The sequence below is a fragment of the Vibrio sp. V09_P4A23P171 genome, assembly GCF_963875615.1.
GTDB classification, from domain to species: domain Bacteria; phylum Pseudomonadota; class Gammaproteobacteria; order Enterobacterales; family Vibrionaceae; genus Vibrio; species Vibrio anguillarum.
In genome coordinates this window covers 61,032-73,488 of the sequence record NZ_CAWNMR010000005.1, presented here as the reverse complement: position 1 = coordinate 73,488, position 12,457 = coordinate 61,032, and the positions used below count along the sequence as shown (strand labels likewise).

Below are 12,457 nucleotides of genomic sequence, written 5' to 3'. Positions count from 1 at the left end.
TATTCTCTATTTTTTGATGATGTCGCGTAGGTTCCTGCCACGAATAGCCATTAGTTCTAATGTGCTTGCATTATATTCTACGCGGATAACTCGGTTGTCATGCATCAGTTTTAATTCGTAGACCCATTCACCATCATCTTCATCTAACTCTACTTTGATAACTCGGCCATTGAGTTCTTTATCTATCGTGGCATAAAGCTCAGACAATGGATGAATTAAACCTTTTTGAACTGCCGCGTAGACCTCGTCTTGATCCTCATCAATCTCTACCTTGGTTCCTGGCTTATAAGTGTCTTGAACCCAATCGTGTACATCACTGCTTGCAGCTAAAGTGGGTAAGGATAATGATGAGAGCAGCAGTAAGCGTGCGAAAGCTTTACCCTTTTTGAACAACATGTTGCGCCCCCCTGTAATAAGATGAACAGAGTATAAATGACCTTACATGAATAGAAAGTGAATCATCGGTTTTGTAGCTCATCTTCAAAGATCTTATCGCGCATTTTCCAAAATCGTCCCACTTTTCGCGCAATGACAAATTGTGGTGGACGAAAACGGTGTTGATGAGCCACCACTTTGCTTGGTGAAGATTGATCAAAAGGGCGATGCTTATCGGCTAGGTGTGGTCGCACAAATTGGTCGTGGAACACCTGTTTCTGTTTCTTGGTGGTTAGTGGCCAAAATTCGTGGACTTGCGCATCGTTCTCACCACGATAGGTAACGCGCAGTTGCGCTTTTCCACTTGCATCTTTATGTACATTCAAATCCATTTCGATACATTCAAAAACCAATGCATCTTTGAGGTTGAGTGCTTCTTTGAGCTTTTTATCAGGGTCAACCAGTGTTGCGTCACATTCATGGCAGATACGTGCGGCGATATCGTTGTCAGCCCCACACTCACCGCAATATTTTGCTCTAAAACGGTAACCACAGTGTTCTCGTTCGCCACTTTCTTCGTCTGTAAAATAGCCTTGGCAACGTCGACCATAGTGTTCAAGCAAAAAACCAGCGGCATCGAGTTTACCCCAAAAGTTGTTATTAAAACCGCAGGCCGGACAGGGAATGGTAATAATTTCACTGTTGGGATCGGGCTTTGGCTCACCGACTTCTGGTTGATAAAGATCATAGTTATTGCCCGCATAATCCAATACCAAACATTCGGTTTTTCCTGCGGATAAGCGTAGCCCACGTCCGACAATTTGCTGATATAAACTGATGGACTCGGTGGGGCGTAAAATCGCAATCAGGTCAACATGCGGAGCATCAAAACCTGTGGTTAATACCGACACGTTAACTAAGAATTTGATTTGGCGCTGTTTAAACTGCTTGATGATGGTGTCGCGTTCAGGGGTCGGCGTGTCACCAATGACGATGGCAGTTTCGTTGTTGGGCAGTAATTGCACAATTTCTTGAGCGTGGCGAACGGTGGCTGCAAAGATCATTACTCCCTGTTTTTGCTGTGCTAGTTGGATGATTTGTTGAACAATCTGTGGTGTGGCACGTTTCGATTGCTCAATCACCATGTCGAGTTCGGCTTCTTTGTAGCGCCCGGTATTGGCGGGTTTTAGCTGCGAAAAATCGTAACTGAGCACGGGGGCATCAACCATTCGCGCAGGCGTTAAAAAAGCTTCATCGAGCAAATAACGGATCGGTAGCTCAAAAATACAGTCACGGAAGAAGCGAGGCTCCTCACTGCGCACTTGGCCGCGAGTATGGTATTGATAAATCCAGCCCATGCCTAAACGATAAGGCGTAGCGGTTAACCCCAACACTTTAATCCCCGGGTTGAGCTCGCTTAAATGGGTGATCACCTTTTGATAGCTACTACTTTTCTCATCCGGTACGCGGTGGCATTCATCAATCACCAGTAATGAAAATTGATTTTTAAAGGCATCTAAATTGCGCACCACGGATTGTACCGAAGCAAAGACGACCTGTTGATCGGTCTCTTTTCGTCCTAAACCTGCCGCAAATACCGCGCCTTGCAAACCGTAGTCCTCATATTTGGCATGGTTTTGCTCTACCAGTTCTTTCACGTGCGCTAGTACTAAGACTCGTCCTTTGGCAAGCCTTGCTAGCTCAGCAATAACCAAACTTTTTCCTGCCCCCGTCGGTAGTACAATTACGGCGGGCGTAGTGTGATGACGAAAATAGTGGATCACGGCTTTGACCGAGTCCGATTGATAAGGACGAAGTGTGTACATAACTCGCGTTTTCTCTTGTTGAACGCTGGATAAAAACAGTGAAATAGATCAACTATTTCATTTTAGCTGCGTATAATACCTGACTTGATTTAGATGAGGTAATCATGCGGTTAGATAAATTTTTGTGTGATGCGTTAGGTGCGACACGTAAAGAAGCCACCAAGATCATCAAAAGTGGTGATGTCACAGTAAATGGTAAGACGCAGAAAAGTGGTTCATTGCAGGTGACGCAGGAGTGTGAGGTGGAGTGGCAAGGCCGTGAGTTAATCTTGCATGGCCCGCGCTATATCATGTTACACAAACCCACTGGCTACGTTTGCTCACATGAAGACGGCTTCAATCATACGGCATTTATTTTGCTCGATGAAGTGAATGTTCAAGACTTGCATTTTGCAGGACGTTTGGATGTCGATACCACAGGTTTGGTTCTGATCACCGATGACGGTCAATGGTCTCATCGCATTACCTCGCCAAAACACAAATGCGACAAAACCTACCGTGTCTGGCTTGCAGACCCTATTGAAGCGAATTATGTCGAACAATTCTTAACGGGTATTGAACTGCGTAATGAGCGTGAGCCAACCTTGCCTGCGCAATTGGAAGTCGTCGGTGAGAATGAATGTTTACTGACCATTCATGAAGGCAAATACCATCAAGTTAAACGCATGTTTGCTGCTTTAGGCAATAAAGTGGTTGGCCTTCACCGTGAGCGCATTGGTCATATTGTGCTAGATGAGGCACTAGAGCCCGGTGAATACCGTTATTTGACTGACCAAGAAGTGGCTTCTATTGGGGCTTGAAAGGCCTAGCTTTACTGCAACTTCATTCCTTATTTATCTGGAGAACTATGACTTCATCTCAACCTGTTACAGCGAATAATACGCCGCACATTAGTTTTTTACTCTTCTTAGTATTAGGCGCGATTGGCGCATTAACGCCGCTGGCGATTGATATGTATCTGCCAGCCATGCCAGCGATTGCTAAAGATCTCGGTGTGAGTGCTGGAGCGGTACAAATGACGCTGACCGCTTATACCGCTGGTTTTGCGATAGGCCAACTATTGCATGGCCCGCTGGCCGACAGTTATGGCCGTCGCCCAGTGCTGCTGATCGGCGTATTACTGTTTGGTATTGCTGCCACTGTGAGTGCGACTACGCAAGGTATTGAAGCGTTAACGTATGTTCGCGCTGCGCAAGGTTTTGCTGGAGCAGCGGCGGCTGTGGTTATTCAAGCGGTGGTGCGTGATATGTTTGATCGCGAAGATTTTGCTCGCGCCATGTCTTTTGTCACCTTAGTGATGACCGTTGCTCCGTTAGCTGCGCCGATGATTGGCGGACACTTGGCCATTTGGTTTGGTTGGCGTTCGATATTTTGGGTGTTGGCTATTTTTGCCGCGGTGGTGATTGCTCTCGTGGTTTGGAAAATTCCAGAAACGCTCAGTGCAGAAAATCGTCAACCACTACGCTTTCGAAATACCATTCGCAACTATGTGCAGTTAAGCCGTAACCCAGTCGCGATGGGGCTTGTTTTTTCTGGTGCTTTCTCTTTTGCTGGTATGTTTGCCTTTTTGACCGCAGGCTCTTTTGTCTATATTGATATTTATGGAGTCGATCCTGATCAATTTGGTTACCTGTTTGGCCTCAATATCGTCGCGATGATTATCATGACCAGTTTAAATGGTCGAATGGTGAAACGAGTTGGTTCCCACGCCATGCTACGCTTTGGTTTGTTGATTCAGTTGTGCGCAGGTATCGGGCTATTTATCGCGTGGTTACTCAACCTTGGTTTATGGGGCATTGTGCCTTTTGTGGTGCTTTTTATTGGTACATTGTCAACGATAGGCAGTAATTCAATGGGATTATTGTTAAGTGGTTATCCGAAAATGGCGGGTACCGCTTCTTCACTGGCTGGAACGTTGCGTTTTGGCACAGGCTCAGTGGTTGCAGCGATTGTCGCGATGATGCCTAGTGATGTTGAGTGGCCGATGATTGTGGTCATGACGGCGTGCTCGGTACTTTCATCTCTTTTTTATTGGACATTAGGAAGAAAGGCGTAATGTCAGAGTATTACCTCGAAATTCAACGTGTAGTGAATACAGCGCTGCAAGAGTTAACAGCAGAACACCAAGCGAATAAGCTGGTGAATGCGCCTTTAGCTAATAATCACTTTTTGGTGCATTGGGTGAGTAAGGCATTGAAAGCACAACGATTTCATCGCTGTGTGGTGGATGATTTAAATCGTTGGCAGAAAGCTGGACGTTCGAAAGGCAACCAATCTGAATTACTGTTTATCTTCAAACGCATCTCAGCATTTTACGGTCAGTTTTTTGCGCAAGACGCGGATAACATCATTACCGATAAGAAAATTGACGCGTTTTTGGAATTCATGGAAGCGGCTCACTGGGAAGTGACAACATGTGATCCATTGGTGAATGAAGGCAAATTACAGCTTTTTACCGATGGGCAAAACTCATTGGCTTTGTGCGCAAATCAGTGTGAATCATGCTTTGATGGTGAACTGCTCGTGAAGCCGATGAACTGGTTTGTGCGGGGCCATCATGCTGATTTCGTCGAAAAGGCCAGTAGTGCTGGCTTTATGGTGCATAAACGTACCGATTATAAGTCGAATGTGAAATATCATGGTGAGTATTTGATATACCCAAGCAACCATGGCGTGCAATTGGCTGAAATTCCATTAGGCTTTCCTATTGATTAGTATGGAATTGAAACCCAATAAGTTGCAGAGCTAGCGATTTCGCTAGCTCTTTTTTTGTGCCTTTTGGACGATGGCTTTGACCATGCCATTAAAAATAAAAAGGTGGGCAGGCATCATCGCGAACCAGTAAAGTAACCCTAAGAATCCTTTGGGGTGCCACCATGCGGTCACATTGAGTTCTCGCGTTTCGCCTAGATCTTTAATGGTAAATTCCAATCGCCCTAATCCTGGGCCTTTCATCCCAAAAAGAAGAGACAAAAACTGTTGAGGTTGGCAGCGGATCACTTTCCACGAATCAATAAAATCGCCAACTTGCAGTTCCGGGCCACAAGGGGAGCGGCGCACAGGTTTGCCACCACCGAATAAAAGATCGAGCCATTCGCGTGTACGCCATAGTGCATTGGCAAAAAAATAGCCTTCTTGGCGGCTGCCTATGGTTCGGATAACATCCCATAAAGCCTCAGCAGAGGCGCTGGTCTGAATCGTTGCTCCTGCCTGTTTAGGATAGTAGCCAAAACCGGGTTGCCAACGCTGTAGGGCACTTGGATCAAATCCCCACACCTGCGAGCGTGTAAATTCCCCTTCATGCTCGATTATTTTGGTGACAACGTCACGATATGAGATCAGGCTTTGAGGATAGCGTGCTTCAATGGCTTGTGAGTCGGCAATGTAATCATGATCTAAACCGGCAAGTAGTGCTCTGCCAATATTAGAGGGGACGGAGGTGACAAGACCTAGCCAGTAAGAAGCCATTTTGGGGGTTAATAGTGGGGTAGACCATAACCGAAATGGTTTCTGTGTTGCCTGACAAATAATGGCAAATTGTTCGCGGTAGGAGAGAGTGTCAGGCCCACCGACTTCAAACAATTGGTGTGCAACGGGCTGCTCATTAGCTAATTCAAGTAGATAATGATTGAGGTTTTCCAGCGCTATCGGATTTGCTTTGGAATCAACCCATTTAGGAGTGATGAGCATCGGTAAGTTGTAAACAAAATCACGCATGATTTCAAATGCGGCTGATCCCGGTCCAAGAATGACACCGGCTCTTAATTCGGTCACTGGTACAGGACTTTTCCTAAGTAGATCGCCGGTCATTTTCCGTGCTTTGAGGTGCTCTGAGTTTCCGGTTTGTGGCTGAATCGCACTTAAGTAGATCAGGTGTTTGACCTGGCTAACCTCAAGGGCTTGTTTAACGTTTTCCGCCAACGACAATTCATAGTCGACGAAATCATGTCCTTGCGCCATACCGTGCACTAAAAAATAAACCAGTTCAAATTGTGGGATAAGCGCAAGTGTCGCCTCTTTATCGGTAAGGTCTAAATAACGCAAGGTAAGGTTGGGATGAGATATGGCACGTGAGGTTAAATAGTCAATGTGCCTAGCTGCGGCCGTTACTTGAAAACCTTGCGCTAATAGCAAAGGTAACAGTTGTGAGCCGACATAGCCTGATGCGCCGAGTACTAACACTTTTTTCATGACGGTCCCTTCAAATAAGATGGTTAGATTATGCTCACAGACGTATAATAGCGACTTCATTTTTCCTGTGCTATCAATGTGTTGAATTTGAGGTGATCGGTTGTCTGTTTTTTCGCAAATCGTGTTACATACAAGAGGCGATTTTTTCCGTCGCTTAATGGCTATCGCTCTGCCGATCACCTTGCAAAGTATTATGTTTTCTAGTCGTGGTCTAGTGGATGTTTTGATGCTAGGGCAATTAGGTGAGGCTGAAATTGCTGCGGTAGGCGTTGCCGCTAGAGCAACTTTTGTCACCACCATCATGCTAGTGGGCGTGACAACCGGAGGCGCACTGTTAACAGCTCAGTATTGGGGCGCAGGAAACAAACAGGGCGTGCGAGAAAGTACGGCACTTACGTGGTTAGTCGCTAACCTATTTGCTGTAATGACGGTGGCACTATTTTTACTGTTTCCAAGTCAAATCATGGCACTAACCACGGATTCCGAGACCGTTAATGCGCTAGGTAGCCAATATTTGATTATTACCTCACTCAGTATGTTTGCTGTAGCTTGCGTCAGTAGTATGGCGGTAGGGCTGCGAGCGATGCATAAACCGGGGCTCAGTACGTTTTTTAGCGGTATTGGTATTGTTTCAAACGTGTTTTTAAACTGGGTGCTGATTTTCGGCAAATTGGGTTTTCCCGCAATGGGAATCGAAGGTGCGGCGATTGCTACCGTGCTCAGTGGTTTTATTGAAGTTGCGTGTTTATACGGTTACCTCTATGCCAAGAAACATCTGTTAGCGTTTGGAATTGACGATATCCGAGCCATCATTGAATGGCCTACCATTTCTCGTTTTTTGAAGCTTTCGTTGCCAACCACCTTTAATTTCCTTGCATGGGCAGGCGGTTTATTTGTCTACCATGCCATCATGGGGCAGAGTGGTGTGCAAGGCTTAGCGGCGTTATCGGTGATGACGCCAGTAGAATCGATTTCATTGAGTTTACTGATTGGGATGTCGAATGCGGCTGCGGTTTTAGTCGGTAACCAACTTGGCGCTAAGCAGTACGATGCTGTTTATTATCAAGCCTTAGGTTTAACTATCATCAGCCTTCTTGTAGGCGTGATCGTCGCTGCCGCCTTGTATGTGGTGCAGATCCCTATCCTGAACTCTTTCACCGCCTTGACGGATGAAACCCGTGCTTTATCTGAAGAGTTTATCGTGATACTGAGCCTTGGCATCATTTTACGTTCCATTCCAATGACGGTGATTGTTGGCGTGTTGCGAGCTGGCGGTGACGTAAAGTTTTGTCTTTATCAAGATTTAGTCGCGCAGTGGCTGATCGGTATTCCGTTAGCCGCATTTTGTGCGATTGTGCTTGGGGCTAAGCCTGAAGCCATCTATTTATTGTTTCTCGTTGAAGAGTTGATTAAATGGGGCGGTTCTCTTTATCGAATGAAAAGCAAGAAGTGGATGCGAAATTTGATTGAAAATTAGACACAACGCAGTTAGGTGGTGCAATTTGATGCACATAATGTGATCCGGTATCCAAAATGCTTTCTACTGCAGGAGAATTAGTGTAGATTCACAATCCAATTTTAGTCGATTGCGAGCGATTTAATGTTACAGCTGACCAACCTGTGTAAAGGCTATCTAGATGGCGATGAATTTCATCCCGTGCTACAGGGGGCAGAGTTAACATTAAACCGAGGCGACCAAATCGCATTGATGGGTGAAAGTGGTTCGGGTAAGAGTACATTACTCAACCTTATTGCCGGATTAGATATTGTCGATTCTGGCGAAATTTGGTTTCCAAGTTTTGCCATGCATGACACGTCAGAAAATAAGCGTACCGCTTATCGCCGAAATAACATTGGTCATATCTTTCAGCAGTTTAATCTTCTTCCCACCCTCAATCTCGCGGATAATATTCGCTTTTGTCGTCAGTTGAAAGGAATGCCGGAAGACCAAGGTTTACTGCGTCAAATTCTTTCTTCGCTTGATTTAATGCCGCTGCTAGGCCGATACCCTGAAGAGGTTTCTGGTGGGCAGCAGCAGCGTGCTGCGATCGCGCGCTCCTTGTACATGGAGCCTAAGATTTTATTAGCAGATGAACCCACCGGTAGTCTTGATGAACGTAATGCCGAGGCGGTGATGCGTTTATTGACGACCTTAACTCGCCAGTTGGATTGCACGTTATTATTGGTGACGCACAGTGAAAAAGTCGCGCAGCATATGGATGGTCGCGTACGTTTACAAGGAGGGTTGTTGCATGTTATGGCCCGTAGTTAAGGCGCTACTTGGTCATTATCGGCGTTATCCTTTACAAATCATTCTAGTATGGCTGGGTTTAACGCTTGGCGTTTCATTGTTGGTGGGAGTGACGGCCATCAACCAGCATGCTCGTCAAAGTTATGAACATGGCGAAAAGCTGTTTTCTAATCCATTACCTTATCGTATTCGTTCCAAGCATATTGCCAATAAAATCCCCCAAGGTTTCTATATTCAGTTGCGCCGTGATGGATTTTCTCAGTGCGCTCCTTTTGAAAACCATCGTTTGACGACAAAAAATGGCACGGATATTTCGCTGATTGGGCTTGATCCCGTCGCGATGTTGCCAACCAATAGCGGCCTTCCTCTATCGGAATTTTCGACATTATCATTGATGAATCCGCCGTATCCTATTTTGGTGAGTGTTGATCTCGCTCGTCTCCAAGGTTGGCAAACGGGTGATTTTATCGTGCTTGATGATGAATCAAAGTTAGGTCCTATTCAGATCGATCAACAAGATCTCATCAACGGCACACGCGTTATTGCGGATCTATCCTTGGTGCGAATGCTCAAGAAAAGTTCGGGCTTATCTGTTATTGCTTGTGGTGATATGCCGCCAGAGAAACTGAAAAGACTAAAAGATAATTTACCTAATGGTTTGACGCTAGTCCGTAGTTCTCGCACTGAGCTGGAATCACTCACGCGTGCTTTTCATCTCAATCTCAATGCAATGGGTATGTTGGCATTTTTGGTCGGGCTATTCATATTCTACCAAGCCATGTCTTTATCTTTAATCCAGCGTCAACCTTTAGTCGGGTTATTACGGCAAGCGGGCGTTTCTGGCTGGCAGCTTACCCAAGCATTGGTGATTGAGTTGTTTGGCATGGTCCTGCTTAGCTGGATATGCGGTAACGGATTGGGGTTATTATTGGCTAATCAACTTATTCCAGCGGTTTCAGCCAGTTTGGGTGACTTGTATGATGCTAATGTTGGTTTATCGATTAGCTGGAATTGGCAGTGGAGTAGTTACAGTTTAGCCATGGCGTTGATTGGTGCATTTGCGGCGTGCGCTTGGCCCCTCGTCCGGTTGCTAAAATCGCAGCCTATTCGTCTTTCGGCTCGTCTCTCTTTGCTTCGATTTGCTGGCACAGAATTTCGCCTGCAAGCCCTTGTTGCTTGCGCATTGACTGTCGCGGCGATTGCCGTGTATCAAGTTCCACAAACGCAACTTTCTGGTTTTGCAATTATTGCGTTGATGTTACTCAGTGTTGCGCTGTTTACGCCTTATCTTATTTGGACGCTGTTCAACAGTTTTTCCTACTCACTCGCTTGGGTAAAAGCGCGTTGGTTCTTTGCCGATGCAGCCGCCAGTATGAGCTATCGCGGTGTCGCCACTATGGCGTTTATGATTGCTATGGCGGCGAATATTGGCATTGAAACCATGGTCGGTAGCTTTCGCGATACTACTGAAAAATGGTTAAACCAACGTTTAGCGGCCGATATTTATGTCTATCCTACCAACAGTTCTGCATCAAGAATGAGCAGTTGGTTGAAAGCGCAGCCTGAGGTCAATGATGTTTGGTGGCGTTGGGAAAAAGATTTCGCCACCGACAAAGGTGCATTGCAAGTGGTCAGCACAGGTATCTCCGATGGTGAGTTAGACTCGTTGACGGTTAAACTCGCTGTTCCTAACTATTGGTATGATTTACACCATTCAAAGAGTTTGATGATCAGTGAATCCATGGCGCTTAAATTAGGCATTAAGCCTGGTGATTTTATTGACCTTTCTGAGCCTTTGGGCCAAAAGTGGCAAGTCGTGGGAGTGTATTACGATTATGGTAACCCTTACCACCAAGTCTTATTGTCACACCAAAATTGGTTATTTGCGTTTGCTAGTACGGGGAATGTGGCGCTAGGAGTGGTTTTGCACGAAGGTGTGAATGACCAAGGATTAAAGAAGCGACTAGAATCGGTATTTAGGTTGGGACCTGAGCGGATTTTTGATAACAATCACATCCACACTCAAGCGATGCGGGTGTTTGACCGAACCTTTGCCATCGCCGATACGCTCGGGCGTATTACTTTGTTGATTGCCGTGTGTGGTATTTTCTTTGCTACGTTAGCCGGAGAGGTTTCCCGCCAGCGACATGTTTCGCTACTGCGTTGTTTGGGTGTTTCTGGTAAAGAGCTGGTGGTGATTGGCAGCTTGCAGTTGTGTGTTTTTGGGGCGATAGCACTCGTGATTGCAATGCCGTTAGGGCTTGCACTCGCTCGTCTTGTGGTGGACATCGTGATTAAACAATCCTTTGGTTGGACAATCCAACTGCAGTTGATCCCCGGGGAGTATTTGAAAACGGCAGCATGGGCGATGGTGACCTTGATGTGCGCAGGTGCAATCCCGGTTATTCGTTTGGTCAGAAGGCCACCGATTAGCTCATTTAGAGACGCGTTATAAATGATGAAACGATACCTCGTACTTTTGTGCTCTTTGTTGATTGCTGTATTGTTCGGCCTCTATTCGTGGCACCAGTATTGGCAGGCACAGCAAACGATTTCAGAATATGCCGTTTCTGAAACAGCTTCTAAGCAAATGGATACATCATCAATATCGAAGGAGCACCCGTTCGAGTTCGTGCTTCCTAATCGCCCGGTACGACTTCCTCAAGATTTCAATTTTCATCAAGGTTTTGAACATGAGTGGTGGCATTACTTTGCGAATGTCAGTGATGAACATGGGCAGCAATATGGGATCCAGTGGAGTTATTTTCGTCTCGCTAATGAAGCTCGAGATGCCAATGGATGGCTTAGTCCTCAGCTTTATCTTGCTTATGTGGTGATCTCTTCAAAGAATGAAGTCTGGCGTGAACAGCGGATTGCGCGGGGCGGAATTGGTCAAGCCGGCTTAGAATTAAAGCCGTTTAAAATGTGGATTGATAATTGGAACTGGCGCGCACCGGGGACGACTCCATTTTCTGGAGTATTAGATGTAGCGACGGACACGTTTTCACTCTCATTAAAAAATAACCTTTCCGGGCCATTTGTATTACCTGGTCAGCAGGGATACCAAAAAAAGCATGATTCACTTTCTTTAGCCTCATATAGTCTCCAAGCACCGTTTTTGCAGGTCAAAGGTGTGCTCAACTTAGGTGTTAACTCTCAACCTATTCAAGTCACAGGTAATGCATGGCTGAGCAAGGAGTGGGGTAATAATCTACTGCCTAACGCTGAACAGGGATGGGATAAGTTGTTCGTTAAACTCGATAGCAAAACAACCTTATTGGTTAATCGCTATCGTTATTTTCAGCAAGAGCCCTATTTGTTTGGGGCAATTGTGAAAGATTCGGGCACCACGATCGCACTATCTGCTGATGAAATTGATTTAGTTCCTGTCGTTTCTGCTGCATCGGAGAATGAGCGTGACATCCCGTTACAATGGGTGGTAAACATCCCTAAATATAATATTCATCTGGTGACGAAAGCGGTGAATCGCGATTTGTGGTCACCCTTTCTGATCCCTTATTGGGAAGGCCCCATTATCACCGATGGTAGTCATAAGGTGACGGGTTTCATGCAACTAACGAGCAACTAAGTTCAAATATTTGCGGAATCTAAAGGTCAAGTTGTTCTTGACCTTTTGTGTTTTTGTGAACCTTTTTTATTTTGTTGTAAAATTGTTATGCATGAAAACTAATCAACAATGGGAAAATAGTGAAAACCAAGGAATATACGTTGTATTGTTATGCTTGACTCGGAAATTCCGATTCTTAATATCTGAACAAGCGATTTTTACTTCTATCAGCTACTGTATAAACTC

General features: G+C 45.5%; 10 protein-coding genes. 7 read left to right on the top strand and 3 right to left on the bottom strand.

What is annotated here, in order from left to right:
• Window positions 1-6: 6 nt before the first annotated feature.
• Both AACT23_RS02480 and AACT23_RS02475 read right to left on the bottom strand, forming a co-directional pair.
• Complete coding sequence (locus AACT23_RS02480; protein ID WP_010318383.1) at window positions 7-396, bottom strand: PepSY domain-containing protein; 390 nt, start codon at window positions 394-396, stop codon at window positions 7-9.
• A gap of 62 nt (window positions 397-458) precedes the next feature.
• A complete protein-coding gene (locus tag AACT23_RS02475; RefSeq protein WP_094127023.1) occupies window positions 459-2,201 on the bottom strand; it encodes a DEAD/DEAH box helicase in 1,743 nt (580 codons plus the stop codon).
• A gap of 104 nt (window positions 2,202-2,305) precedes the next feature.
• On the opposite strand from AACT23_RS02475, the gene rsuA reads away from it, so the two are divergent.
• From rsuA to AACT23_RS02460, 3 genes are read left to right on the top strand one after another with little or no spacing between them, the layout of a single operon-like run.
• Complete coding sequence (gene rsuA / locus AACT23_RS02470) at window positions 2,306-3,001, top strand: 16S rRNA pseudouridine(516) synthase RsuA (protein WP_013857018.1); 696 nt, start codon at window positions 2,306-2,308, stop codon at window positions 2,999-3,001.
• Between the two features lie 47 nt (window positions 3,002-3,048).
• Window positions 3,049-4,257 carry a Bcr/CflA family multidrug efflux MFS transporter gene (locus tag AACT23_RS02465; protein ID WP_013857017.1) on the top strand — a complete coding sequence of 403 codons (1,209 nt, stop codon included), beginning with the start codon at window positions 3,049-3,051 and terminating at the stop codon, window positions 4,255-4,257.
• Window positions 4,257-4,916: a DUF2913 family protein gene (locus AACT23_RS02460; RefSeq protein WP_017046180.1), complete on the top strand. Its 660-nt coding sequence runs from the start codon at window positions 4,257-4,259 to the stop codon at window positions 4,914-4,916. The genes AACT23_RS02465 and AACT23_RS02460 overlap by 1 nt, the downstream gene beginning before the upstream one ends.
• Window positions 4,917-4,958: 42 nt before the next feature.
• Here AACT23_RS02460 and AACT23_RS02455 read toward each other — a convergent pair whose 3' ends face one another.
• Window positions 4,959-6,452 carry a DUF2867 domain-containing protein gene (locus tag AACT23_RS02455; protein ID WP_094127021.1) on the bottom strand — a complete coding sequence of 498 codons (1,494 nt, stop codon included), beginning with the start codon at window positions 6,450-6,452 and terminating at the stop codon, window positions 4,959-4,961.
• Between the two features lie 40 nt (window positions 6,453-6,492).
• Between AACT23_RS02455 and AACT23_RS02450 the strand changes: the two genes are divergently transcribed.
• From AACT23_RS02450 to AACT23_RS02435, 4 genes are all read left to right on the top strand, one after another.
• On the top strand, window positions 6,493-7,869 hold the full coding sequence (locus AACT23_RS02450; RefSeq protein ID WP_017046178.1) for an MATE family efflux transporter: 1,377 nt from the start codon (window positions 6,493-6,495) through the stop codon (window positions 7,867-7,869).
• Between the two features lie 123 nt (window positions 7,870-7,992).
• Window positions 7,993-8,664 carry an ABC transporter ATP-binding protein gene (locus AACT23_RS02445; RefSeq protein ID WP_013857013.1) on the top strand — a complete coding sequence of 224 codons (672 nt, stop codon included), beginning with the start codon at window positions 7,993-7,995 and terminating at the stop codon, window positions 8,662-8,664.
• Window positions 8,645-11,098: an FtsX-like permease family protein gene (locus AACT23_RS02440; protein ID WP_013857012.1), complete on the top strand. Its 2,454-nt coding sequence runs from the start codon at window positions 8,645-8,647 to the stop codon at window positions 11,096-11,098. Before AACT23_RS02445 ends, AACT23_RS02440 begins: the two co-directional genes overlap by 20 nt.
• On the top strand, window positions 11,099-12,232 hold the full coding sequence (locus tag AACT23_RS02435; protein ID WP_094127019.1) for a lipocalin-like domain-containing protein: 1,134 nt from the start codon (window positions 11,099-11,101) through the stop codon (window positions 12,230-12,232).
• The last annotated feature ends 225 nt before the right edge of the window (window positions 12,233-12,457 follow it).

What these genes read in the sequence shown, in the direction of transcription:
- AACT23_RS02480 (WP_010318383.1), bottom strand. Translation starts at nt 396, where the DNA reads ATGTTGTTCAAAAAGGGTAAAGCTTTCGCACGCTTACTGCTGCTCTCA.
- AACT23_RS02475 (WP_094127023.1), bottom strand. Translation starts at nt 2,201, where the DNA reads ATGTACACACTTCGTCCTTATCAATCGGACTCGGTCAAAGCCGTGATC.
- rsuA (WP_013857018.1), top strand. Translation starts at nt 2,306, where the DNA reads ATGCGGTTAGATAAATTTTTGTGTGATGCGTTAGGTGCGACACGTAAA.
- AACT23_RS02465 (WP_013857017.1), top strand. Translation starts at nt 3,049, where the DNA reads ATGACTTCATCTCAACCTGTTACAGCGAATAATACGCCGCACATTAGT.
- AACT23_RS02460 (WP_017046180.1), top strand. Translation starts at nt 4,257, where the DNA reads ATGTCAGAGTATTACCTCGAAATTCAACGTGTAGTGAATACAGCGCTG.
- AACT23_RS02455 (WP_094127021.1), bottom strand. Translation starts at nt 6,452, where the DNA reads ATGAAGTCGCTATTATACGTCTGTGAGCATAATCTAACCATCTTATTT.
- AACT23_RS02445 (WP_013857013.1), top strand. Translation starts at nt 7,993, where the DNA reads ATGTTACAGCTGACCAACCTGTGTAAAGGCTATCTAGATGGCGATGAA.
- AACT23_RS02440 (WP_013857012.1), top strand. Translation starts at nt 8,645, where the DNA reads ATGTTATGGCCCGTAGTTAAGGCGCTACTTGGTCATTATCGGCGTTAT.
- AACT23_RS02435 (WP_094127019.1), top strand. Translation starts at nt 11,099, where the DNA reads ATGATGAAACGATACCTCGTACTTTTGTGCTCTTTGTTGATTGCTGTA.